Origin of the sequence: Oceanobacillus sp. FSL K6-0251 (assembly GCF_038004725.1) — a bacterium.
Classification (GTDB): domain Bacteria; phylum Bacillota; class Bacilli; order Bacillales; family Amphibacillaceae; genus Oceanobacillus; species Oceanobacillus oncorhynchi.
The window spans coordinates 1556821-1579837 of sequence record NZ_JBBORS010000001.1; the positions used below are offsets into that span (position 1 = coordinate 1556821).

26 protein-coding genes are annotated in these 23017 nt (G+C 39.6%); 19 read left to right on the forward strand and 7 right to left on the reverse strand.

All coding sequences use genetic code 11. From position 1 onward, the window contains the following. Nucleotides 1–425 precede the first annotated feature (425 nt). From pgsB to MKY45_RS07995, 6 genes are all read left to right on the forward strand, one after another. Complete coding sequence (gene pgsB / locus MKY45_RS07970; RefSeq protein WP_193064991.1) at nt 426–1601, forward strand: poly-gamma-glutamate synthase PgsB; 1176 nt, start codon at nt 426–428, stop codon at nt 1599–1601. 12 nt (nt 1602–1613) lie between these two features. Continuing rightward, nucleotides 1614–2063, forward strand: coding sequence for a poly-gamma-glutamate biosynthesis protein PgsC (gene pgsC / locus MKY45_RS07975; RefSeq protein ID WP_042532875.1), 450 nt, complete (start codon nt 1614–1616; stop codon nt 2061–2063). Between the two features lie 11 nt (nt 2064–2074). Then, a complete protein-coding gene (locus tag MKY45_RS07980; protein ID WP_042532877.1) occupies nt 2075–3238 on the forward strand; it encodes a CapA family protein in 1164 nt (387 codons plus the stop codon). Beyond that, nucleotides 3228–4871, forward strand: coding sequence for a gamma-glutamyltransferase family protein (locus tag MKY45_RS07985; RefSeq protein ID WP_193064989.1), 1644 nt, complete (start codon nt 3228–3230; stop codon nt 4869–4871). Before MKY45_RS07980 ends, MKY45_RS07985 begins: the two co-directional genes overlap by 11 nt. 20 nt (nt 4872–4891) lie before the next feature. Next, a complete protein-coding gene (locus MKY45_RS07990; RefSeq protein WP_042532880.1) occupies nt 4892–5191 on the forward strand; it encodes a hypothetical protein in 300 nt (99 codons plus the stop codon). Between the two features lie 303 nt (nt 5192–5494). Then, nucleotides 5495–6127 carry a LysE family translocator gene (locus tag MKY45_RS07995; RefSeq protein ID WP_193064988.1) on the forward strand — a complete coding sequence of 211 codons (633 nt, stop codon included), beginning with the start codon at nt 5495–5497 and terminating at the stop codon, nt 6125–6127. 662 nt (nt 6128–6789) lie between these two features. On the opposite strand, the gene MKY45_RS08000 is transcribed toward MKY45_RS07995, so the two are convergent. Further along, nucleotides 6790–7257 carry a DUF2178 domain-containing protein gene (locus MKY45_RS08000; RefSeq protein WP_052485013.1) on the reverse strand — a complete coding sequence of 156 codons (468 nt, stop codon included), beginning with the start codon at nt 7255–7257 and terminating at the stop codon, nt 6790–6792. A gap of 7 nt (nt 7258–7264) precedes the next feature. Further along, on the reverse strand, nt 7265–7468 hold the full coding sequence (locus tag MKY45_RS08005) for a helix-turn-helix transcriptional regulator (protein WP_042532882.1): 204 nt from the start codon (nt 7466–7468) through the stop codon (nt 7265–7267). 442 nt (nt 7469–7910) lie between these two features. On the opposite strand from MKY45_RS08005, the gene MKY45_RS08010 reads away from it, so the two are divergent. The 7 genes from MKY45_RS08010 (at nt 7911) to MKY45_RS08040 (ending at nt 12945) form a co-directional block, all read left to right on the forward strand. After that, nucleotides 7911–8603, forward strand: coding sequence for a thioredoxin domain-containing protein (locus tag MKY45_RS08010; protein ID WP_042532884.1), 693 nt, complete (start codon nt 7911–7913; stop codon nt 8601–8603). A gap of 1 nt (nt 8604) precedes the next feature. Continuing rightward, nucleotides 8605–9027 (forward strand): disulfide oxidoreductase, encoded by a 423-nt coding sequence (locus tag MKY45_RS08015; protein WP_425313040.1) that lies wholly within the window; start codon nt 8605–8607, stop codon nt 9025–9027. 127 nt (nt 9028–9154) lie between these two features. Then, complete coding sequence (locus MKY45_RS08020; protein WP_256705975.1) at nt 9155–9982, forward strand: helix-turn-helix domain-containing protein; 828 nt, start codon at nt 9155–9157, stop codon at nt 9980–9982. After that, nucleotides 9982–10404, forward strand: coding sequence for a DUF2000 domain-containing protein (locus MKY45_RS08025; RefSeq protein ID WP_341172816.1), 423 nt, complete (start codon nt 9982–9984; stop codon nt 10402–10404). Before MKY45_RS08020 ends, MKY45_RS08025 begins: the two co-directional genes overlap by 1 nt. Before the next feature lie 18 nt (nt 10405–10422). After that, nucleotides 10423–11049 carry a LysE family translocator gene (locus MKY45_RS08030; protein ID WP_042532892.1) on the forward strand — a complete coding sequence of 209 codons (627 nt, stop codon included), beginning with the start codon at nt 10423–10425 and terminating at the stop codon, nt 11047–11049. A gap of 223 nt (nt 11050–11272) precedes the next feature. Further along, entirely contained in the window at nt 11273–11767 is a 495-nt protein-coding gene (locus tag MKY45_RS08035) for an Lrp/AsnC family transcriptional regulator (protein ID WP_042532894.1), read from the forward strand. Beyond that, entirely contained in the window at nt 11764–12945 is a 1182-nt protein-coding gene (locus MKY45_RS08040) for an aminotransferase (protein ID WP_193064986.1), read from the forward strand. Before MKY45_RS08035 ends, MKY45_RS08040 begins: the two co-directional genes overlap by 4 nt. Before the next feature lie 60 nt (nt 12946–13005). Here MKY45_RS08040 and MKY45_RS08045 read toward each other — a convergent pair whose 3' ends face one another. Together MKY45_RS08045 and MKY45_RS08050 are read right to left on the reverse strand one after the other, a co-directional pair. Next, nucleotides 13006–13938, reverse strand: coding sequence for an aldo/keto reductase (locus MKY45_RS08045; protein ID WP_256705977.1), 933 nt, complete (start codon nt 13936–13938; stop codon nt 13006–13008). A 519-nt stretch (nt 13939–14457) separates the two neighbouring features. Continuing rightward, a complete protein-coding gene (locus MKY45_RS08050) occupies nt 14458–15093 on the reverse strand; it encodes a pentapeptide repeat-containing protein (RefSeq protein ID WP_042532900.1) in 636 nt (211 codons plus the stop codon). Between the two features lie 141 nt (nt 15094–15234). On the opposite strand from MKY45_RS08050, the gene MKY45_RS08055 reads away from it, so the two are divergent. From MKY45_RS08055 to MKY45_RS08080, 6 genes are all read left to right on the forward strand, one after another. Then, complete coding sequence (locus MKY45_RS08055; RefSeq protein WP_042532902.1) at nt 15235–15690, forward strand: 8-oxo-dGTP diphosphatase; 456 nt, start codon at nt 15235–15237, stop codon at nt 15688–15690. 23 nt (nt 15691–15713) lie between these two features. Further along, nucleotides 15714–16139: a DnaA N-terminal domain-containing protein gene (locus MKY45_RS08060; protein WP_212928254.1), complete on the forward strand. Its 426-nt coding sequence runs from the start codon at nt 15714–15716 to the stop codon at nt 16137–16139. A 184-nt stretch (nt 16140–16323) separates the two neighbouring features. Further along, nucleotides 16324–17253, forward strand: coding sequence for a DUF2268 domain-containing protein (locus MKY45_RS08065; protein ID WP_256705978.1), 930 nt, complete (start codon nt 16324–16326; stop codon nt 17251–17253). After that, nucleotides 17228–18025, forward strand: coding sequence for a MerR family transcriptional regulator (locus MKY45_RS08070; RefSeq protein ID WP_256705979.1), 798 nt, complete (start codon nt 17228–17230; stop codon nt 18023–18025). Before MKY45_RS08065 ends, MKY45_RS08070 begins: the two co-directional genes overlap by 26 nt. A gap of 57 nt (nt 18026–18082) precedes the next feature. Continuing rightward, on the forward strand, nt 18083–19081 hold the full coding sequence (locus MKY45_RS08075; RefSeq protein WP_042532909.1) for an acrylyl-CoA reductase family protein: 999 nt from the start codon (nt 18083–18085) through the stop codon (nt 19079–19081). 409 nt (nt 19082–19490) lie between these two features. Continuing rightward, nucleotides 19491–20426 (forward strand): YitT family protein, encoded by a 936-nt coding sequence (locus MKY45_RS08080; RefSeq protein WP_042532911.1) that lies wholly within the window; start codon nt 19491–19493, stop codon nt 20424–20426. Between the two features lie 58 nt (nt 20427–20484). Here the strand turns inward: MKY45_RS08080 and MKY45_RS08085 are convergent, their stop codons facing one another. From MKY45_RS08085 to MKY45_RS08095, 3 genes are read right to left on the reverse strand one after another with little or no spacing between them, the layout of a single operon-like run. Further along, nucleotides 20485–20688 (reverse strand): DUF1648 domain-containing protein, encoded by a 204-nt coding sequence (locus tag MKY45_RS08085; RefSeq protein ID WP_212928255.1) that lies wholly within the window; start codon nt 20686–20688, stop codon nt 20485–20487. Nucleotides 20689–20693: 5 nt separating this feature from the next. Then, on the reverse strand, nt 20694–22256 hold the full coding sequence (locus tag MKY45_RS08090) for a hypothetical protein (RefSeq protein ID WP_256705980.1): 1563 nt from the start codon (nt 22254–22256) through the stop codon (nt 20694–20696). Next, nucleotides 22228–22959 carry an ABC transporter ATP-binding protein gene (locus MKY45_RS08095; protein ID WP_042532918.1) on the reverse strand — a complete coding sequence of 244 codons (732 nt, stop codon included), beginning with the start codon at nt 22957–22959 and terminating at the stop codon, nt 22228–22230. Before MKY45_RS08095 ends, MKY45_RS08090 begins: the two co-directional genes overlap by 29 nt. Nucleotides 22960–23017: the final 58 nt, after the last annotated feature.

A 23017-nucleotide genomic window follows, 5' to 3' on the forward strand; every position in this document is an offset into this window, starting at 1 on the left:
GTTTTGATTATGTGAATGATTCGATATCGGTTTTCGTGCGTGTGCTTTCATCAAGGTCATCTTATGGTCAGTGCATCAACTGGATAAATTCTCCTGTATTACTTTTTTCTGCGAATAAAGTGTAAGAAGGGATTTGAAAAACGACAATGCTATAAAAATTGATATAATAGATTAGAAAGTCTTGAAAAATAGCAGGAGTAATCGACATAAATTTTATAAAATTACAATACATTACATTTGAAAGTCAGTTTAGTCACGCAGATTACAAATAGAATAAAAAAAAGGATTTTTCCTAGTAACACTTATTTTTTTTGTTAAAATGTCTAACGTGTTGTCAAAGTGTGTCTAAACATGACAGCTGATGATTGCGAAATGAAATTCTGCGATTTTCATGATTTGATGAATGATAAAGGAAGGGTATAGTTATGTTATTGATTCCAATTGTGCTCGTTATTGTACTGGTTATCGGTATCATGGAGTGGAATTCGCATAAAAAGCATGTGAATGCTTTGCCGATTCGGGTGAATGTGAATGGAATCCGTGGGAAATCAACAGTAACGCGGCTGATTACAGGTATTATTAAAGAAGCGGGGTATAAGACCATCGGGAAAACGACTGGTACTTCAGCAAGGATGATTTACTGGAATACGCCGGAGGAAGAGCCTATTGTCCGACGTCCTGAGGGTCCGAATATCCGTGAACAGAAAATCGTTGTGAAAAAAGCAGCCGATTTGGGCGCCGAGGCGTTGGTAAGTGAGTGTATGGCGGTTAACCCGGATTATCAAATTGTTTTTCAGGAGAAGCTGCTCCAAGCGAATATTGGTGTAATTGTTAATGTGCTGGAAGACCATATGGACGTGATGGGACCGACATTAGATGAGATTGCCGAAGCCTTTACAGCGACGATTCCGCATAATGGGCATTTAATTATCTCTGAAGGTCCTTATGTAGAGTATTTTAAACAAGAAGCAGCGAAAAGAAACACGAAAGTGATTGTGGCCGATAACAGCAAAATTCCGGATGCATATTTACGCAAATTCGATTATATGATTTTCCCGGAAAATGCTTCGCTCGCTTTAGCAGTTGCGGAAGCATTGGATATTGATGAAGAAACAGCATTTCGCGGAATGCTTAAGGCGCAGCCGGATCCGGGCGCGATGTGGATTAAGCAGGTGAGCCATGAAGGTTCCGAAACTTATTTCGTTAACGGTTTTGCGGCCAATGACTCTGTTTCTACCATTAACATTTGGAAGAATGTAGCGTCATTAGGGTATCCGGCGAAGAACCCGATTATCGTAATGAACTGCCGGGCAGACCGTGTGGACCGGACCATTCAATTTGTGGATGATGTATTGCCGCACCTGCCGATGCATGTGCTTGTATTGATTGGGGAGAAGGCCGACCCGATTAAGAATGCTGTGAAATCTGGCAAACTGGAAGTTAATCAAGTAATGGATCTTCAAGGGAAATCAACGGATGAAATCTATGAAACATTAATCGAGATATCTTCAGATAATATGATTTATGGAATAGGGAATATCCACGGTGCTGCCGAACCATTAGTTGAAAAATTCCATGCCGGCACAGAAACAGAGAAATAGGAGGATCATAGAATGTTTGGCTCAGATTTATATATTGCACTCGTGCTTGGAGTTATTCTAAGCTTACTTTTTTCAGAGAAAACCGGCATTGTCCCGGCTGGACTGGTTGTGCCTGGATATTTAGCACTGGTTTTTGACCAGCCTATCTTTATTGCCGTTATTTTTGGTATCAGTCTTTTAACATATGTTATTGTGACATACGGACTTTCACGCATTGTCCTGCTCTATGGACGCAGAAAATTTGCTGCTATGTTATCCGTAGGGATTGTGTTGAAGCTGCTCCTCGATTATACCTATCCGGTGCTCCCGTTTGAAATATTGGAGTTTAGAGGGATTGGGGTTATTGTACCCGGTCTTATCGCCAATACCATTCAAAAACAAGGAGCCATTATTACTATCGGAAGTTCGCTTCTATTAGGTGGACTTACTTTTGTTATTTTAAGCGTTTATTACATCATATAGGAAGGGTTAATATGTCTAAAAAATTAACATATCAAGAAAAAATATTACGGATGGGGAAACGTCATAAAAAATCTGCCGGTAAACATGTAGCCATCGGTTTAGCTATTGTTGTTGTCTTCATTATCGGACATAAAATCTTCTTTTCACCAGATGTAGCACAGGTTGACAGCAGAGATGATTCAGAGCTGACAGCTACTTTTGTCGGTGACATCATGTTTGGCCGTCACGTGGAAGATGTGACAGAGAGATACGGAGTAACCTATCCATTTGAAAAAGTGAAGCCTTTCTTTGACAATGCGGATTATGTGTCTGGTAATTTTGAGAATCCGATTTTATTGCAAGATGAAGATAATTATGAGCAAATAGATAAACGAATTCATCTACATACGGGTGAAGAGGCAGCTCAAGCTTTAGCAGAAATGAATTTTACCATGCTCAATCTGGCTAATAACCATATGATGGATTATGGCGCAGAAGGACTGACTGATACGATTTCGGCACTTGATAGTGCAGGTTTAGCCCATGTTGGTGCCGGGGAAAATGTAGAAGAAGCAACTGCTGTTGATTATCAGGACGTGAATGGAATAAGAATTGCAACACTTGGTTATACAGATGCGCTTGTAGAGGGCTTCTCAGCGCTCGGTTACCGGGCAGGCGTAGCCCGTTCGTTGCCGGATAATATTTTCCCAATGATTGAAGAAGCGAAGCAGGAAGCAGACCTTGTTTTTGTGAACATGCATTGGGGGGTTGAATATGATAATCAGCCGCACCCGAGACAGACCGAGTTAGCAAGGGCAATGATTGATGCCGGCGCAGATGCTATTATTGGACATCACTCGCACGTGTTATCAGAAGTGGAAAAATATAAAGATGGTGTTATTTTTTACGGGCTGGGCAACTTTGTTTTTGACCAGGGCTGGTCCAGGACAAAGGATAGTGCGATTGTACAGTATGATCTATTAAGCGACGGGACAGGCAGGTTTGAGATTACGCCGCTGCGTATAGATGGAGCACAGCCTTATGTAACAGAAAACAAATACAATCAAATGAAAATTCATATGCAATTAATGAATAATCAGCCGGAAGAGAATTTTGAAAAAGAAGATGGGAAGCTGATTCTGGAAGTGGATCATTCTGATGTTTTAGAAGGAAGGAGTTCTGATAATGGGCAATAAAAAACTTATGATTATACTGGGAGTTATTGTCGTAGCAGGGTTGGTATTTGTTTATGCTCAGCAAGGAATGTTTGAATCGGATACGACAACGACTGATTATGGTGTCGAACAATCGGAGACAATCAATTCGTCAGAAGGATATGGTGTGAGCGCTTCGCATCCATTAGCAGTAGAAGCAGGGAATAAAGTATTGGAAGAAGGCGGGAACGCAGCAGATGCGGCAGTAGTCGTTTCCTACGTGCTTGGCGTTGTAGAGCCCTATGGTTCAGGCATCGGCGGCGGCGGAGAGATGCTGGTCTACCCGCATGATGCAGAGGAGCCTACCGTTTATGAGTACCGTGAAACGGCACCAGAATCAGGTGTAGAACCGGAAACCTTTGCTATTCCAGGTTTAGTAAGGGGGATGGAGGATCTCAATAAGGATTTAGGTACGATGGACATGCAGGACTTGATCCAGCCGGCAATTGACTATGCGGAGGAAGGATTTCAAGTTGACGGCCATTTGGTAGACAGGCTTAGTAAAGGCTCTTACCGGATGAATGTTCCAGAGCTGGAACAATTTTTCCCGGATAATGACATATTAGAAGCAGGCGATACATTGGTACAGCCTGAATTAGCGGAAACATTACAGCAAATTCAGGAAGGCGGAGCAGATGCTTTTTATAATGGACCAATTGCAGATCAAATCTTAGAACATGAGGAAACATTAACAGCAGAAGATTTAAGCAGTTATACTGCAGAAACAACCGAAGCTGCGCATGGCACCTTTGCCGGATATGATGTATATTCTGCGCCGCCTCCGTTAGCAGGGGTTACATTGATTCAGTCTCTGCAAATGGCAGAGCAGTTAAATATCGGGTCGACGGAGAATAATCAAAGAGATTATATGCATCTGATTGGAGAAATTTCCAAACGGTCCTATGATGACCGTGTTGAAAATGTGGGGGACAGATTCTTTACGGACGCCATGTCTGCTGATGAACTGACATCACCTGAGCATACACAGCAGATGGCCGACACGATTTCACTCGATGAATTATCCGAGGACTATGAAGTGAATGATTCGGTATCCGATGAAGAAGACCACGATAATACGACACATTTTGTCATTGTCGATCGAGATGGTACAATGGTATCAGCAACGCATACCTTAGGGAATTTCTTTGGCTCCGGTGACGATGTAGGCGGGTTTTTCATGAATAATCAAATGGAAAACTTCAGTCAAAGGGATGAATCATTAAATAGTATTGAGCCAGGAAAAACACCAAGAAGCTTCACGAGTCCAACCATTTTGACAAATGGTGACCGGATGATTGGTATTGGCTCGCCAGGCGGTAAAAGGATACCGATGGTAATGACACAAGTGCTCGTAAAATATTTGATGTTTGATGAAACACTTGAAGATGCCGTCGAGGATGATAGATTCTATATTGAAGATAATGATATTTTCACAGAAGGCGAGTTAGATACCGATATTCAATCAGGTCTGAGGGCCCGAGGCTATGAAATCTACAATCAAACGGAACACGATTTTTATGGAGGAATTCAGGCACTTGTTATCGATGATGAATCTAATTCTATTTATGGTGTGGCAGATAACCGGAGAAACGGTATAGTGCAAGTCAATGATTAATCTAACAGGAGGAAGGTAAAGTGAAGAAAATAATAACTGGCATTACGCCAATTTTGCTGCTTGTTCTTGCTTTAACATTCATGACCAATTACAAACAATGGGACGACCTGTCTGACACAGAACGATATCAAATTCGAAATTATGTTGCGGATGCTGAAGCGGCAGATTCCGAGTCTGCTGATGCTCCGGAAGAAGAACAGGCTGAAAATAACGTTGCCAACGCAAATAATGACGAAAATGATGAAGAGCAAAATGAAGAAGAACAAGATGATGAGCAAAATGAAGATAACAATACGGACACTTCTGAAGCTGAGGAATAAAATGATAGAAAAAGAGGTTCATATATTGAACCTCTTTTTTATATGCGCAATGAGTAATTCATCATATTCGTTTTATGTATTTTAAAAGTGAGGTTTATTCGGGCAATCAGAAGGTGGGTGTTAATAAATTATATCTTTTTTTCTTTAAAAGGATATTCAGAGAGTGTTAACTTATATTTACCATCAGAAAGCAGTTTTTCGCCTTTTCGGAAAGAATAAATATAAAAGGAAATGTATAGATATACATTTATTGTGTTTTATAGTATGATAGAAAATATTTTCTTTTTGGGAGGAACGAATGATATGGCATTATTTTTTACATATGTGATAGCAGGACTTGCTATTGCAATGCCAGTGGGAGCGATTACCGTTGAAATGATAAAGCAGGGGCTTAAAAATGGGTTTATGCATGGCTGGGCTGTGGGGTTAGGCGGAATGACAATCGATTTTGTTTTGATTGCTGCGCTTTATTTAGGTTTAGCATCTATTCTGCAATTACCTTTTATACAAATCCCTATGTGGCTGATTGGCGCAGTCTTTTTATTTCTGATTGGTTATGAATCGATTAAAAATGCTGATAATGATATTACATTGGCAGGGGAAAAACCGGCTAAATCCATACGCTCCTCCTACCGAAATGGATTCCTTGTGGCTATTTCGCCAGGAAACGTTGTATTTTGGCTGAGTGTTTTTGGAGCTGTTTTAAGTAACACATATAATCCAGAGCAGCCATCCAATTTCTTACTTATTGCTGCTGGGATTTTAACAGGAATTTTACTGCATGATATCGGTTTGCTGGCGATTGTAGCTACAACGCGGAAAGTAATGAACCGGGCAATGATCAAAGGATTTTCTATTATTGCCGGTATCGTACTAATTGGTTTTTCCGGGTATTTTGTTTATGAATTTTTTAAGGTTATAACCGATAGGATTTAAGTCAGCGGCTGACCTAATTAAACTATATAGATAGCGGAATTATTGTACTTAAAGCTGAATTGCATCGTAAAGAAAGTCATTTTTGATTCACAGGCTTTCTTTTTTTAAGAATAGGAAAGTATATAAAAATGCTGAATATAGCCGCTCCAACGGGGTTCATGGGGGTGAGTAAAAATATATTCCACTTTCCATGGACCCCGAGATCATCTCCTTTAAAGAAGACTTGCCGACAGGCGCAGACAGAAGCATAGTCGCACTTATGCCCCGAGGGTATAAAAAGAAGTACGCTTTTTTCTGCGGGGTCTTCCCCCTGGGATAGCGATTACTCGCCCATCAAAACCGTCTCTAGAATTAGCTTCAATTTTTTGTAAGAAATCAAATGATACATATTTCTTCTTAGATGGAAGCGGAGGGAAGTCGACTCCTGCGGGAAAAGCAACAGGTGAAGACCCCGCAGAAAGGGCTTTTCTTTCGAGGAGGCTAAGCCGTTGCCCACGGAAAGCCACTTCCCGGAGCGGACATCTCTTCGGCGAGAACACAGATGTTTTAAAGACCAAGCAGTATTCTCGGTTTTTCTTAGGATTTCAAAATTACAGGTCTGCCAATTGTATAAAAACGCTTATAACAATAGTTATCTTATGACATTGCATGTGGCTTGCAGATTAATCCTTTGAATCAAGTATTATCCAGACAGTCAGATACGAGAGAAACCCTATAATAAGACTGCCTCCCAGCATGCCGATAACCATGGTTTGAAAGGTTTTGATATCTGTAACGAACAAACCGACTCCGAAGCACAGAAAAAGAAGAACAATCCATAAGGAGATCAGCATTTTAAAGGTAATCAGACTGGCTTTTTTGGAGATTAACTCCTCCCGTTCATCTTGCGTGCTGAATTCTCCTTTTCGAGTGCTATAGCCTTCATTATGCTTTTTCTTCCCGTACCAAAATCGGGCAATGCCAAAAATAACTAGCCAGCCTAAAAATAAAAACCAAAAAATGCCGAATTCAAAGGAAAAAGAAAAAGGGCCTTTATTTACAGTAGCAGTTAGAACCGTTTGTATCATTCCCAAGGTCAGGAGCAATATCATAATGATATTCCCCGTTTGTTCAAATATAATTTTCTTCATAGCAGGATCACTCCTCATCTAAATAAAAAATAACGTTAATATCTGTTTCCAGTACTTTTGCTATCTGTAATGCCAACAATAAAGAAGGCGTATAATTGCCCTTTTCCAAAGAAACAATCGTTTTTCTGGATACATTGACCTTATTTGCCAACGCTTCCTGTGTCATCTTTTTTTGCTTTCTAAATGTCTGCACCTTATTGATAACGATCATGACATCTCTCTTCTCTTTAGTGATGTGAAGTTGACTTCTCATTTTATGTTATCAAAAGAAAAATGAGAAGTCAACTTCACATTTTTAATGTGTCTTTATTGCAATAAAACAGCTTATTTGTTCGTGCTGATATAGTTTTACTTTATGTATCGATTTTCTATCTTTTAAGAGGGAGTTCAAAATTCTAGCAAATGACAGGATGCTTGATCTTCTTGCCTCGTATAGAGTACTTTTTTTATAAACATTTTAATTGCAAGGTTAGACAAAACGAAGATGATTTGATATTGTCATAAAAGTGACAATCAAATAGGTGTACGACTGCAAAAAATAATGTATATTGGTACTGTATTTAAATTTTTGTTACAAAGTTACTTTTTGTAATTTCAGGCTGAGCAAAATGACATTTTTATGTTATATTTACCTAGATAGGAGAGATGTTTATATGAAAAAATCGCCATTAAAAGTAATCGTAACGATAACATTAATTGTTGTTGCGCTGTTGGTGTTACTGGTTGTGCTCGTAAACCGGGACTCAGAATCTTTTGGAAGGGAATTTGATGAAGCACCTTCCACAGAAGGACAGCCAATCTATGGAGACTCAGACGCTCCAGTAACTGTCGTCGAATTTGGAGATTATAAATGCCCTGGGTGTAAAGCATGGGACGAAACTATTTTTCCACAATTGGAAGCGGACTATATAGATAATGGAGACGTGCAATTTTCATATGTCAATATATTGTTCCATGGAGAAGAGTCACGATTAGCTTCATTAGCTGCAGAAGCTGTCTATGTGCAGAACCCTGATGCGTATTGGGATTTCCATCATGCTCTGTTTGATGACCAGCCAGAAAATCAGCAAGCTACATGGGTAACCAACGATAAAATAGAGGAAATTGCTGATGGGGTTGAGGGAATTGATACGGAAGCATTAATGGAAGATATTGAAGAGGCGTTGGCGGAGGATGTAGAAAATAATCCACTTATGGATGAACTTGTAATAGATGATAATTTAAGAAATCAGTATGAAGTGGAATCAACGCCGACGATTATGGTTAATAATGTTAAGATAGAGGATGACGATACGTTTGATTACGAGGTTATCCAAGCAGCTATTGACGAAGCGTTAGGTGAATAAGATGAATAAACTGGATATGAGACAGCTTTATATGTATTTTGCCTGGGTCGTTTCTTTAGTAGCCACCTTAGGAAGTCTTTATTTTAGTGAAATAAAAGGGTTTATACCGTGTGAATTATGCTGGTATCAGCGGATTGCAATGTATCCTTTGGCATTTATCCTTGGATTAGCTACGTTCAAGCAGGAATTTACAATCAAAAAGTATGTACTGCCCATTGCCATTATCGGCTGGTGTATTTCGCTGTATCATTATCTTCAGCAAAAAGTACCGGGGTTTGCCCCGTTAAAGCCATGTGTTGGCGGTGTGCCTTGTAATGCAGAATATATTAATTGGTTCGGTTTTATGACGATACCATTTTTAGCTTTCACTGCTTTCACTCTAATTATTATTTTTATGCTGCTTATGAAATCGAATAAAAAGTAAGAAACAGCCGCCGGAAAATTTTTCGGCGGCTGTTTTATGTGAAAAAGCGCAATATCATACAAGAAAATACCGAGATGATTTGTTAGTTTAGAAGAAGGTAAAGAGGTGCAAGGAGGGAGCAGTGAGCATGGCAGATGAAACGCGAACGATTTATTTAGATCCGGATTTAGAAGCGGAAGCATATCGTTTTAAAGGAATCACACAAAAGTTTCCGGCGCATTTTCATGATTACTATGTAATTGGCTTTATCGAGGAGGGAGAGCGGGAGTTAATCTGCCAGGGAGAAGAATATGTTATTCAGCCGGGCGATGTACTTATTTTCAACCCGTACGATACCCACAGCTGTGAGCAGGTAGATGGAGGAACATTGGATTACCGCTGTATTAATGTAAAAGCGGAAGTGATGAAGAAAGCTGTGTTTGAAATGAAGGGAGAGGAGGTTCTTCCACGTTTTAAAGAAAATGTTATGTATAAGAATGAAGTAGCATCTGCTTTAAAAGACCTTCATCTAAAAATGACGGAGGGAGAGGATGCATTCCAAAAAGAAGAGCTGTTTCTCTATTTAGTGGAAGAGCTTATTGAGATAAATTCAGATCTGGCAATCCCGCAAAAAGAAGTGGAATCCTCCCAAAAGGTGCAGGAAATCAGCAATTATTTAGAAAAGCATTATGCTGAAAAAATTTCATTACAAGCGTTAAGCGGTTTAACAGGATGGAGTAAATATTATTTATTGCGATCCTTTACCAGACAAAAGGGAATTTCTCCTTACAGCTATTTGGAAACAATTCGGGTGAATCATGCAAAAAGGCTGTTAGAACAAGGAGTGAAGCCGATTGAAGTAGCTTTCCTGACGGGGTTCAGTGATCAAAGCCATTTGACCAGGTTTTTTAAGAGCATGATTGGATTAACACCGAAGCAATATATGAAGATTTTTGAACGGAACGGAGAGATATAATGCATTCGATGGAAACGAAATGTGTACTTGTTATCGATGAAAATCTGCCTTTAGGATTAATTGCCAATACGGCAGCTATTCTCGGAGTCACACTTGGAAAGGAAGCCCCTGAAATGGCAGGGGAGAATGTAACGGATTTATCTGGTGTGGAGCATGCAGGAATTGTAAAAACACCTATTCCTATTTTAAAGGGAAATGCCGGACTGCTTCATGAATTAAGAGATAAAACAATGACAGAGACGTTTGCTGACCTGACTGTTGTTGATTTTTCCAATGCAGCGCAAAGCTGTAAAACGTATGTGGAATACATAGCAAAGCTTCAGGAGAAATCGAAATCAGATTATCTGTACTATGGACTGGGGACCTATGGAGAAAAGAAAAAAGTGAATCAATTAACAGGCAGTCTTGCGTTACTAAGATAGCTGAAAGGAACATGCGGGATGGATAATTTACTGGCATATATCCTGATGGCGTTGATAATGTCCATGCTGCCGGGGACTGATACGGTATTGGTGATGAAAAATACCTTCCGTTATGGTGCAAAGGCTGGCTGTGCTACCATACTCGGGATAGCATTTGGACTCACCTTCTGGACCATGATTGCTGTCTTTGGACTGTCTGTTGTGATTGCCCAGTCAGTTTTTCTTTTCAATATCATTAAATATCTTGGAGCTGCTTATCTCATTTACTTGGGTATCCGTGCTTTCTTTTCAAGAGATACTTTCTCTATGGAAGCTGTATCAGAGAAAAATGATAATAGGAAAACAGCAAAACCTTATTATAAAGATTCTTTTTTTCAGGGGGCCATCAGTAATATATTGAATCCGAAAACGGTTGTAGTATACATCACTTTTATGCCGCAATTTATAGATATAAGCGGGAACGTCAATCAGCAGCTGATTTTTCTTGGATGTATCTTAACGCTGATAGCGTCAGGCTGGTTTTTTATGCTGGTTTATTTTTTAGATACGATGAAGCGTTGGCTGAAAAAGCCTGGATTTCAAAAGGTTTTTCAAAAATGTGCCGGGCTGCTATTAATGGGTTTTGGCGTAAAGCTGGTTATTTAGAACTTTTTCTGCAGAAAGAGAGATTTTCCTTTGATAGACTTCCAGATTTTAATGTGTTTGCGATTTCATCTCCAAAAAATAGAAATGCTTGATATATACAAAACAAAAGATTTAAAATATTTGGGGACAGAAATGAATTTATCCTGTCGAATATGTTATGATGGAATATAATCCAGACACGAGATTGGATATTGGACAGAAATGGTAAAGGAGTCAAAGGAGAATGACAGAAAAAGAATTAGAAATTTTGAGAATTATAGAAGAAGATGCGCGAATTGATTACAATACATTAGCGAAAATGACAAATATAAGTGAAGAAGAAATTCAAACGATTTTAAAAAAATTAGAGAAAATGAAGGTTATCTTAAACTATTCTGCAGTGGTGGATTGGAGCAAGGTGCCACAGGCTGAACAGGTAACAGCGATGATCGATGTGAAGGTAACTCCAAAACGCGGCGTGGGATTTGATGAGGTTGCAGAGCGTATTTATCGCTTTTCTGAGGTGCAGGCCTTATACCTTATGTCCGGTGCATACGATCTTCAGGTAGTGATTGAAGGAAAGACGATGCAGGAGATTGCCCGCTTTGTTTCAGAAAAACTCTCATCCATCGATTCTGTGATTTCAACGACAACCCATTTTCAGTTGAAGAAGTATAAGCACGACGGAATTATTTTTGAAGAAGGCGAAGAAGATCGCAGAATTGTGGTGACACCATGAGTCAAGTAAGTGTAAAAACGAAAAATCGTTTATCATCACGTATCCAGGATATTAAGCCATCCGGCATCCGAAGATTTTTTGACTTAGCTTCTTCGATGGATAATATTATTTCTTTAGGTGTCGGAGAGCCTGATTTTACAACACCATGGAATATTCGTGAGGCAAGTATTTCATCGATGGAAAGGGGATTTACTGCTTATTCAGCGAATGCCGGTGTACTTGAATTAAGACAGGAAATAACAAAATATATGGACCAGCGCTTTGAAGTGGATTATGATCCGGAAACAGAGGTGCTTGTAACTGTCGGGGCAAGTGAAGCAATCGATATTGGCTGCCGTGCTATTCTAGATCCGGGGGATGAAGTCATTATTGTCGAGCCTGGATTTGTATCCTATGCGCCGCTTGTATCCATGGCAGGAGGTGTGCCGGTTTCGGTAGGAACAAAAATAGAAGATGATTTTAAAGTCTCCGCGGAACAGATTCGGGCGGTGCTCACAGAAAAAACAAAGGCGTTAATGATCAGTTTCCCGAATAACCCTACTGGTGCAGTGATGTTAAAAGAAGATTTACAGGAAATAGCAACGTTAGCAGAAGAGCATGATTTGATTGTCTTTTCTGATGAGATTTATGCAGAATTAAGCTATGATCACAAGCATGTCAGCTTTGCGGCGCTGGATGGGATGAAGGAGAGAACGATTTTAATTTCCGGATTTTCTAAAGCTTTTGCAATGACAGGCTGGCGCTTAGGCTTTGTGATGGCACCACCTGATTTATTGGCGGCAATGCTGAAGCTGCATCAATACAGCTTAATGTGCGCACCGACAATGGCACAGTATGGAGCGTTAGAGGCTTTGAAGAGCGGGATGGACGATGTGGAAAGAATGACGCAGTCCTATAAACAGAGACGCGGATTTTTTGTAGAGTCTTTCGCAGAGATGGGCTTAGCCTGCCATATGCCTGGAGGCGCGTTTTATGCATTTCCGTCTATTAAAGCGACGGGATTATCCTCTGAAGAATTTGCGGAGAAATTATTATATGAAGAGCATGTTGCTGTGGTGCCGGGGGATATCTTTGGTGCTGGCGGAGAGGGGCACATCCGTTGCTCCTATGCGACTTCGATGGAAAACCTGCAGGAAGCTACGAAGCGAATGAATCGTTTTGTTAGTAAATATTTGTAATCAAAAACCCGCGTATTGTTTTTCATTTAAAACAATACGCGGGTTTTTATCTTTAAAGGATTAAGCAAAGATATTGCTGATTTTTTGAATATCATCTTCAGATAATGAAATCTCAGCAGCTCTTTTGTTGCTTAACACCTGTTCTGGGCGTTTTGCGCCAGGAATAATCACATCAACTGAGTCTTGAGAGAAATACCAGGCCAGAACAATATGAGCAACCTCTTCTCCGTATTTATCCGCAATTTTTCTTACCTGATTTACTTTTTCCAGGTTATCTAAGAACTGCTGCCCTTGGAAATTTGGTTTTTCTGCCCGTAAATCAGAAAAAGTGGTGTTCTTATCATATTTTCCAGCTAATAAACCAGATTCCAATGGGAAGTAAGGAATAAATGTGATGTTATTTTCCGCAGTATAAGGGAAAAAGTCTTTTTCAGCATCACGATTTAACAGGTTATATTCTGCCTGCAACACGTCTACATAACCGTCCTGGTTTGCGTCCTTCAATTGCTCTGGCGTAAAATTGGAAACACCGATGGAGCGGATTTTTCCTTGATCTTTTAACTCTTTTAAAGCACCGACAGCTTCTGCTTTCGGCGTGTCTTCATCAGGGAAATGGATATAAAACAAATCAATATAATCTGTCTGTGTACGCTTCAACGCGTCGTCAACAGATTGCTTTAAAAATGCCGGTGAATTGTCCATTACCGTATCGTTGCCGACAAATTTATGCGCTGCCTTCGTTGCCAGCACGATATTCTCACGCTTATATTCTTGAATAACCTCTCCAACTAATTCTTCCGAGCGCTTCGGTCCATAAATAAATGCTGTATCCAGCATATTAATCCCATTATCCAGTGCTGTGCGGACAACGTCTTTTCCTTGTTCTTCATCCAGCATATCCGGATAAATGTTATGGCCTCCTACTGCATTGGTTCCTAAGCCGATAGGATGTACAGAAACATCTGATTTACCTAAATTTACATGTTTAACCACTATAAAACTCCTTTTCCGATTGATTTACTCTATTATGAATATACCACAAAATAGGATAGTTAAACATAGATTAACAAATGGCTCTTCACCAAAATCTATGGGTGACATAGTAGATATAAAGTTGCTGTAAGCGACCACTACGGAAATACACTACGCTTTCCATGGGCCCCGAGCTCATCTCCTTTAAAGAAGACTTGCTGATTGGCAAGCCGACAGGCGCAGACAGAAGCAAAGTCGCACTTATGCCCTGCGGGTAGAAAAAAAGAAGTACGCTTTTTTTCTGCGGGGTCTTCACCCTGGGACTGGGACTGCGATTACTCGCCCCGCCGAAGACCATGGCGCTTTCCCACGACGGACAGGACGTCCTAGTGTCGGTCGTTGGTCACAGGACGTGACCGTTCTTAGCCGACCAGGAGTCTCCGTGTATTTCCTCCGCTAGCTAGTTGCTTTTATCATATTTAATTATATTTTCCAACCATAGATTTCGGTGTTGATCCTAACAAATGTATCTTTTTTCTTTTACTCTTTAACAACTAATCCAATCAGAGAAGCAAATTGAATCGCTTGATAAGAGGAAACTTTACAGCCTTTTAAACTTTCTAATGAAACGGTCAATGTTTCAAAGCTGGAAGAGCTGATATCGATTCCTTTCAGCGTAGTCTGTTCAAAATTCGCTTCATTTAAATCGCAGCGGTTAAATTCAATTTTTTTGAATTTACAATTGTAGAAATCGACATTGGTTAATACGGATTCGTTAAATATAACCTTTTCGAGCTTGGCATTTCCAAAAGCAGCCAGATTTAAGGTGGAATCATCAAAGCGGACATTGCCGATGGATGACTCCGGGAATTCACAGCCGACTAATTTGCAATGAATAAACTCCACGCGGTGGATAGAAGATTTCGTCAAATTTACATTGGATAGATCACAATTTTCAAATCGGACATCTGTCAGCTCTATATTTTCAAAGTCTGTCTGATTGAATTGGCAATTTTTGATGACCGCATCATAAATCCGTACACGCTCCACCACTTCATTGGTAAACTCTGCTCCAGTGATTTCGCACATTTCCAGTAACGGATCCTCTTCGAAAAAAATATCGGTAAATCTTTTTTCAGTTAATACAGGAGAAATTTTTGGAATGTCTATTTTCATTTTATACCTTCTTTCCTTAGCCTCTTTTACATTATCGTTCTATTGTTGCATTTTTTCCATCATAACATATTTTTCTTTCACGATATTTGTAGAATGGTATACTAGACAGTAAGGAAATATAGACGAAAAAGGGGAGTCAGCATGGGGCGATCGGAAGCAGCAATTTTCACCAATATGTGCATGATTGAAAATGGAAAGGGACAGATTCTGGTTCAAGACAGACAAAATAAAAACTGGCCGGGAATCACTTTCCCCGGAGGGCATATTGAAAAAAAGGAGTCATTCCATGATGCAGTAGTCCGGGAGGTAGAGGAAGAGACAGGCCTACATATAAAACAACCAGTGCTGTGCGGAACGAAGCAATTCCAGACGAACCAGGATGAAAGGTATGTCGTTTTACTTTATAAAACAAATTCTTTTTCCGGTGAATTAAAGAGTTCGGATGAAGGAGAGGTTTTTTGGATTGATAAAGCTGCATTGCCGGATTATCCATTAGCGCCTGATTTTATGGAGATGTATAAGGTATTTGTAGATGAGAGGATTTCAGAGTTCTATTATAACCAGCGCAATGAAAAGAAAGAAGTTGTCTTATTTTAATTATATAGAGGGAGGAAGACAATATGGATATATGGGGAAAAGTTTTAGAAAAATTAAGCAGTGACTTATCTAAACCAAGTTTTGATACATGGCTGAAAAACACAACAGTGGAATGGGACGAAGATGAATTAACAGTATTTGCAGCGAATGAATTTACGATTGATTGGCTGGAGACTCAATATAGTGAACGGATTGGGGAGGCTGTAAAAGAAGTAACGGGAGAAGATTATATTATCTGCTTTGCAGTAGAGGAGAAGGATGCTGACTCTATTTTTTCTACTACCCGTTTAGAATCATTTTCATATGAAACGGACAGCATCAGCAGGTTAGAGGCAAAGATAGACCGTCTGGAGGAGAAAGTGCAGCGGCTGATCGATGTGAAACGCTTGGATGAAAGAGCTGCATTGCTGGAAGAAAAAATAAGTAAGCTGGAGCAGCAGATGAAGTGATGTTTAAAAAAATGCTCCTATAGCAAAAGTAATAACTTTGGTCTTATAAATTAAGAAAAATCTCAGTAATTTCTATTGCTGAGATTTTTCATGTGTATGCAGCAGATTATTTCATCTTTTCATATTGACCTTCACGTTACGTCATACTGTAAGTTAAAAATAAACTTTGAAAAGGTGTGATAAAATGAATATCAACATATTACGTTCGGATAAGATTTATAAGAAGGTCATAGCTAGTCCACCAGAAGAAAAAACAGAGTTGTATCGACGGGAGATGCTTGGTCCTTACAAGAAAAAGTGGGAAATACAGCAGATTCCATTCCATGCGGAGGAGGAAAATGGATTTGATGTGATGACAATAAATAATATGGCACATCTGTCACCGGAGATGATAACAACTGAAGTTGAATCAGACATGAAACAGATTTCCTCTGATGCGTTATGGGGTGAATTAAAGCAAACATTGGAACACTGCTTAAACCAATTTACACAGCATGGGATCCATTTACCTGTGTCTGAATATTTATTTACGATTTTGTTAGGCAGTCCGGACAGCAAAATCTTGCAGCTAAGTGAAGGATATAGTGGGGAAGGAGGGATTCCCGGCTATATTATTCTAAGCTTGCTTCCAAATGAGTATACGTTAAAAAGATTAAAACCTGCTTTAGCACATGAATGTAATCATAATGTCCGTTATCAATTTATTAAATGGGATGATAAAATTAATCTTGGGGAATTGATTGTCAGTGAAGGACTGGCAGAAAACTTTGCGACTTCTTTATATGGGGAAGATTTAATCGGACCTTGGGTCAGCAAAACAGATGCTGATACATTGAATCATATTATCAAACCGGTATTGAGAGAGCATTTAGAAATCACAGGATTACAGCAAATCATGGCGTATCTTTATGGAGATGAAGTTGCTAAATTACAGGGGTTACCGGTTGCTGGAGGAGTGCCACATAGTGCCGGGTATGCATGCGGTTATTATTTAGTGAAGTATTATCTGCAAAAAACAGGGAAATCCATTGTGGAAGCAACGACACTCCCGGCTCAGGAGATATTAAGCGAGGTGGAAGCATATTGGGATGAAGAAACCATACTACACCGTTAAAGATATGATTACTATTACAGGTGTAACGAAAAGAACACTGCATTATTATGATGAAATCCATTTATTAAAGCCTTATAGCTATTCAGATAAAGGCTACCGGCTGTATAACCAGGAGGATCTCAAAAAATTGCGGACCATTTTGCTGTTAAAGGAACTAGATTTGCCCTTGAAAGAAATAGCGGCGATTATACAGTTGCCAAAACAAGAGCAAAGGACGATTTTAGCCGGACATTATGAAGCGATGCAAATAAAAAAGCAAAACCTCGAGCGGACATTAGCCAATTTAAATAATTTTATTTCTGGAAAAGATATCTCTAACTTGGATATTTTTCAGGAAGGCAGCGTGCTGCCATTAAAAGAACAGTATCAAATGGAAGCTAAATATGTATATGGGGATACAGATAAGTATCAAGAATATGAAAAAAATATCAAACAAATTCCCGAAGAAGAAAGAGCTGCTGTATTTGAAGCTTTTGATCAGAATATGCAGGATGTATTCATGCAGTTTGCCAAGCTCTCAGAGGAATCACCTGCTTCTGAAAAAGTACAGCAAATCGTTCTAGAATGGAAAAGTTATCTCGAACAGTTTATGATAGGTGATACAGAAATCCTGCAATGTATTGCTTATACGTATAAGGAAGATAAAAGCTTTAAAGCATATATCAATCAATTCGGAAACGATACATTGAATGAATTTATTCATCAAGCTATTTTATACCATTGTGAAGATGAAAAGCTGTCACATAAAAATAGCAAATCAATACAGGATTGAAGCACCTAAATTCAGGGAAAAATCAATTAGAATATATAGTTAGATGGAGGTTATATCATGGCAAACACATTTAAAGCACTCGTCGTAGAAAAAGAAAATGAAAAGTTAAATTTGAATGTAAAAGAAATCGAACCTTCTGATTTGCCTGAGGGCGATGTTCTAGTCGATGTAAAGTACAGCGGGATCAACTATAAAGACGGGCTTGCTGCTCATCCAAATGGAAATATTGTAAAGGAATATCCGTTTATTCCGGGAATTGATTTAGCCGGTGAAGTAATTGATTCCAAGGATGAACGCTATAAAGCAGGCGATAAAGTTATTGTTACCAGCTACGAATTAGGTGTCTCCCATTTTGGCGGCTATAGTGAATATGCACGTGTTCCCGCAGAATGGGTTGTGCCTCTTCCAAAAGGGTTGAGCTTAAAAGAAAGCATGATATTAGGAACAGCCGGTTTTACAGCTGCTTTATCTGTCCAGCGATTAGAAGAGAATGGACTGAAGCCGGAAAATGGCCCTGTTCTTGTCACTGGAGCAACAGGCGGCGTCGGAAGTATTGCTATTTCCCTCTTGAAAAAGAAAGGGTATCAGGTAGCAGCCAGTACAGGAAAAACCGAGGAGGCTGCTTATCTGAAACAATTAGGTGCAGATGAAGTTATTAACAGAAAAGAAGTTTATAATGGAGAACTGAAAAAGATGGATAAGCAGAAATGGGCAGGAGCAATCGATGCAGCAGGCGGGAAGCCGTTAGCAGCATTATTGGCGCAAATTCAGTACCGGGGCAGTGTTGCCGTCAGCGGAATGGCAGCTGGTGTCAATGTACCGTCATCTGTTTTTCCATTTATTTTACGGGGTGTTTCCCTTCTTGGGATTGATTCGGTATATTGCCCGATGGCAGAACGGAAGCATATCTGGGAGCGTTTAGCCTCTGATTTAAAATTAGATAACCTTGAAGATATGGTATATAAGGAAGCTGGATTAGAGGAATTAACAGAGCTGCTGCCGTCTGTATTAGAAAGTAATCATTTGGGAAGAGTGCTCGTGAATTTAGGCGATTAATATATGTACCATGCAGAAGGAGGGCGTAGAAATGGCGTTCTCCTTCCTTTTTTGTTTAGTACTATTTTTTAAGACATGCTGAAGTAATGAAATAATTCCATTTAGCTGTTGAAAAGAAGTGTTTAGTACGTTAAAGTAACCAGTATAAGAAGATTATCTCAGTTAAAGTGCAGAATTACGTGCCGTCTGTTTTAATTGATGAGTGGGTTCTGCCCATTTTTTTAAATCTTTTCCTAATGCATTTAGGGAAAGGTTTTTTTCGGGTGGTTATTTTGTTTAACTGAGATAATTCATTTATCGATACGATAGAGGTATATCTTTTTGAGGTATGATACTGTTTTTAAAGGATAAAAATAGGATAACCGTTCAAAATGAACTTCACACAACTAAATAAGAGGAGGAATATACGATGAAGAACTATGTATTTTTAATTGCCGGTACATTTTTCTTTGCTGCTTCCGTAGCAGTCTTTGCGATGCCGAATTCTTTAGCAGAGGGAGGCGTGCCGGGGCTGGCTCTGCTGATCTACCATGAAACAGATATATCGCCTGCCATGACGACATTTATTCTGAATGCAGTTATTCTTCTGATCGGCTTTCGTTACTTGCCAAAGGACATGATTATCAAATCGCTTGTGACCATCCCGCTATTTTCATTATTTATTTATATCCTCGAAGACCTGGCTACAGGTATACCAGACCCCCTTCTGGCAGCAATCTTTGCAGGCGTATTTACCGGTGTCGGCTTTGGACTTATTTTCCGTTCAGGGAGCACGACCGGAGGGACATCGACCATCGCCCGCATGTTAAACTATAAATTCGGCTGGGAATTGACAGGAACCAATTTTGTTTTGGATGCGTCTGTTGTCGTTGCCGGGATTTTTGTGATTGGACCCGTGTACACCATGTATACGGTGCTTGCACTATTTATTGGAAAAAGGGTAACGGACTATGTATTAGAAGGTTTTGAAGCAAAAAGAGTGGTGCATATTTTTTCCAATAAAACAAAAGAAGTGGAAAATGCATTGCAAACAAGTCTGGGTACGCATACGACCGTATTAAAAGCAGAGAAAAATGCAGATGGCGTCGAGGAAAATCTGATTTACGTCGCCATCCCGAAGCAGCGGTTATTCTACCTGAAAAAGCTGGTCAGCAGCATTGACGAAAATGCATTCACGGTTGTGCATACGGTGAAGGACGTGACCGGCGGCAGCTTTGCAGAAGCTCATCACCCTGGGCAGAAGACCTTCCGAAGCAAGAAACTGGAACGCCGCTATTATAAGAAGCAGGCGGATGAAGAGAGTTTTACATCGCCAGATAACAATACTGCTAATGAGAAAGCATAGCTATACGAAAAAAGTCTTTTCCGATTTTTTAGGGAAAGACTTTTTTCGTATAGAGATATTAATCTCTCTTTTCTCTAAAAAATTGCCAGTAAACAGAGTAAGGAATAATCACCCCGATCAAAAGAAAAAATTTATGAACTACAATATCTGCTTCTCCCCGCCAATTAAAATGAATTGGAATGGAATCAGGCAAAAATAGAATAATGCCAAACAAAATAACGAACATGATTAAAAATACAGTGATATCCTTTTTCATCATCATTCTCCTTAGATAAATTTTATCCTGCAGGTCCGCTGATAAAAAAGCATAGCAAGACCAATCAATAAAACTGCAAGAGCCAGATAAATCACAAATAAAGGAAGTATCTGAAATAAAATAAGCACTAGCGGCACGATCATCAATGCCATCCCGGTAAATGCTGCTATCAAAACAGGCGGGCTTTGTTTAACAATATACATATCGTTTTTCCAGCTGAAATGTGGGTAGAAATAATTCAGCATCAATCCAAATGTCGTGATAAAAGCGGAATAGCTTACTGGAATAAGGATGGCCCAGATCAGCTGCTCTATCGTTGGAGATAAACGGATAATATAAGCTAGGATGCTAATAGCAAAACCAATAAAATGCAGGGAAAAGGTACAGGCTAATTTAGCATGAACCACCCTTTTTTGCTCAATGGGCAGTGTTTTTAAAATCCAAACTTTATTCCCTTCCATGGAGAGTGCAGCAGCTGCCGGATTACTGATTAACAGCATTGCTGCAACAACCATGGGAAATAGATTGGTAACGGTTTCTATAGAAACAGGAAGCGGAATAAACGTTGTTAATTTTTCAAATCCAAACAGAAGTAATGCCATACTAATAAAAACTAACAGCACGGTGCCTAATATCGAGTTCAGCAAGTAGTTGTAAGAGCTGAATAAAGCAGTTATTTCTTTTTTCCATAAAGCAACGAAGATACGTCGCTGTTTGATGGTTCGCGGTTTCATATGATTTGTGCTTTTTAAAGCAAGAAGGCGCAGGTTCAATCTGCGATAGTATCTGCTGCCGAAAAAGGTAAGCACTAAAAATAATAAACCGCTGATAAAGAGAAAAATTAGAATAAAAAAGCTGTCTGCCAAACTGTTAAATTGAAATAAGACGGAAGGCAGATACATAGTTGTCATCTGACTATATACAGCAGTTCCGATATCTTGCATGCTATCTGTTTGGTTAGATTGCGTCATGATAAAATAGCCGAAAGCACCGAGTAGAAAAAGAGATAAACAGACAGCAATCAGATTTATTTGCCGAAAATAAGCCGCCATCCGATAAACGAGACTTCCAAAAATGACACCGATACAAATTGGAATCACAGGGGAGGCCAGCGCTGTGATGCAAAACAGCATAATTAAAACCGGTGAGACAAGAGTATTTGCTGCCCAGACGAGTAAAGCTGGCAGGTTGAATAACAGACCAATCAGTAAATTGAAAAAATAGAGGTGAAGCAGCTTGCTGATAAAAATTTCTTTTTCACTGACGGGATAAGCAGCCAGCTGTTTAAAGTCGCTGCTGCCAAAGATTGTTCCATTCGCTCGTAACAATGATAAGAAAACCATCATCATGCTGGAAACGGAAAGCATGTATCCCGGAATCATAGCTGTCTGGCCAATACTGACCAATGTTTTGGCTGTCAGTATATTATACGTAAGCAGCAGTATTCCCATAAGCAGCAGAATAACAGCTGTTATTTTTCCTCCATTTCCTTGCTTGCCGGAACGAAATAAATCATGGAAATGAATGCTGTTGGCAAGGTTATTTTTAAATAATATCCATATTTTTTGATTCATTGCGAACCTCCATGAAAATGTCTTCTAAGGTTTTTGAGCCGGCTACCTCTTCCATTAAGCCGTTTTTGACAAGCTTTCCATTGTGAATAATGGCTACCTTATTACAAAGCTTCTGGGCAACTTCTAAGACGTGCGTAGAAAAGAACACGGCACCGCCATTATCTGCATGCTTCTGCATCAGACTTTTTAACTGAAAGGAAGCAGTTGGATCCAGGCCGACAAATGGTTCATCCAAGATAAACAGGGATGGCTGATGTACCAGAGCAGCAATGATTGCAATCCGCTGCTTCATTCCATGAGAGTAGGAAGCGATGCTGTGATGGAGCTTGCCAGTCATTTCGAACAGACTGCTGTATTTTTCGATAGATGATTCTCTTTCCGTAAGATTAACCTCAAAAATGTCGGCTATAAAGTTGATATACTGCATGCCGGTTAAATGCTCATAAAGGTCTGGAGTATCTGGGATATAAGCCATTCTTTTCTTACAAAGAACAGGGTCATTTTTCATAGAATAGCCATCAATCGAGATTTCTCCCTCGTTAAATGGGTGAATGCCAACAATTGATTTGATCAACGTGGATTTGCCGGCTCCATTCGCTCCAATAAATCCGTAAATATCGCCGCTTTGAACGTGAAGGTTGATATCCGTAATCGCCTTCGTGCCATCTTCGTATATTTTTGAGACGTGATTCGCTTTTAACATAAATTCCCTCCTATTGACAAAGTGTCAGTCGTAGTGATAAAAGAAACCAATGAAGTAA

Coding starts and splice junctions, on each gene's coding strand:
- MKY45_RS08050 (WP_042532900.1), bottom strand. CDS start 15,093: ATGAAAATAGACATTCCAAAAATTTCTCCTGTATTAACTGAAAAAAGA.
- MKY45_RS08020 (WP_256705975.1), top strand. CDS start 9,155: ATGGCAGATGAAACGCGAACGATTTATTTAGATCCGGATTTAGAAGCG.
- MKY45_RS08025 (WP_341172816.1), top strand. CDS start 9,982: ATGCATTCGATGGAAACGAAATGTGTACTTGTTATCGATGAAAATCTG.
- MKY45_RS07980 (WP_042532877.1), top strand. CDS start 2,075: ATGTCTAAAAAATTAACATATCAAGAAAAAATATTACGGATGGGGAAA.
- MKY45_RS08090 (WP_256705980.1), bottom strand. CDS start 22,256: ATGAATCAAAAAATATGGATATTATTTAAAAATAACCTTGCCAACAGC.
- MKY45_RS08080 (WP_042532911.1), top strand. CDS start 19,491: ATGAAGAACTATGTATTTTTAATTGCCGGTACATTTTTCTTTGCTGCT.
- MKY45_RS08085 (WP_212928255.1), bottom strand. CDS start 20,688: ATGATGATGAAAAAGGATATCACTGTATTTTTAATCATGTTCGTTATT.
- MKY45_RS08075 (WP_042532909.1), top strand. CDS start 18,083: ATGGCAAACACATTTAAAGCACTCGTCGTAGAAAAAGAAAATGAAAAG.
- MKY45_RS08095 (WP_042532918.1), bottom strand. CDS start 22,959: ATGTTAAAAGCGAATCACGTCTCAAAAATATACGAAGATGGCACGAAG.
- MKY45_RS08005 (WP_042532882.1), bottom strand. CDS start 7,468: ATGATCGTTATCAATAAGGTGCAGACATTTAGAAAGCAAAAAAAGATG.
- MKY45_RS07995 (WP_193064988.1), top strand. CDS start 5,495: ATGGCATTATTTTTTACATATGTGATAGCAGGACTTGCTATTGCAATG.
- MKY45_RS08000 (WP_052485013.1), bottom strand. CDS start 7,257: ATGAAGAAAATTATATTTGAACAAACGGGGAATATCATTATGATATTG.
- MKY45_RS07985 (WP_193064989.1), top strand. CDS start 3,228: ATGGGCAATAAAAAACTTATGATTATACTGGGAGTTATTGTCGTAGCA.
- MKY45_RS08055 (WP_042532902.1), top strand. CDS start 15,235: ATGGGGCGATCGGAAGCAGCAATTTTCACCAATATGTGCATGATTGAA.
- MKY45_RS08060 (WP_212928254.1), top strand. CDS start 15,714: ATGGATATATGGGGAAAAGTTTTAGAAAAATTAAGCAGTGACTTATCT.
- MKY45_RS08035 (WP_042532894.1), top strand. CDS start 11,273: ATGACAGAAAAAGAATTAGAAATTTTGAGAATTATAGAAGAAGATGCG.
- pgsB (WP_193064991.1), top strand. CDS start 426: ATGTTATTGATTCCAATTGTGCTCGTTATTGTACTGGTTATCGGTATC.
- pgsC (WP_042532875.1), top strand. CDS start 1,614: ATGTTTGGCTCAGATTTATATATTGCACTCGTGCTTGGAGTTATTCTA.
- MKY45_RS08040 (WP_193064986.1), top strand. CDS start 11,764: ATGAGTCAAGTAAGTGTAAAAACGAAAAATCGTTTATCATCACGTATC.
- MKY45_RS08015 (WP_425313040.1), top strand. CDS start 8,605: ATGAATAAACTGGATATGAGACAGCTTTATATGTATTTTGCCTGGGTC.
- MKY45_RS08010 (WP_042532884.1), top strand. CDS start 7,911: ATGAAAAAATCGCCATTAAAAGTAATCGTAACGATAACATTAATTGTT.
- MKY45_RS08070 (WP_256705979.1), top strand. CDS start 17,228: ATGAAGAAACCATACTACACCGTTAAAGATATGATTACTATTACAGGT.
- MKY45_RS08065 (WP_256705978.1), top strand. CDS start 16,324: ATGAATATCAACATATTACGTTCGGATAAGATTTATAAGAAGGTCATA.
- MKY45_RS08030 (WP_042532892.1), top strand. CDS start 10,423: ATGGATAATTTACTGGCATATATCCTGATGGCGTTGATAATGTCCATG.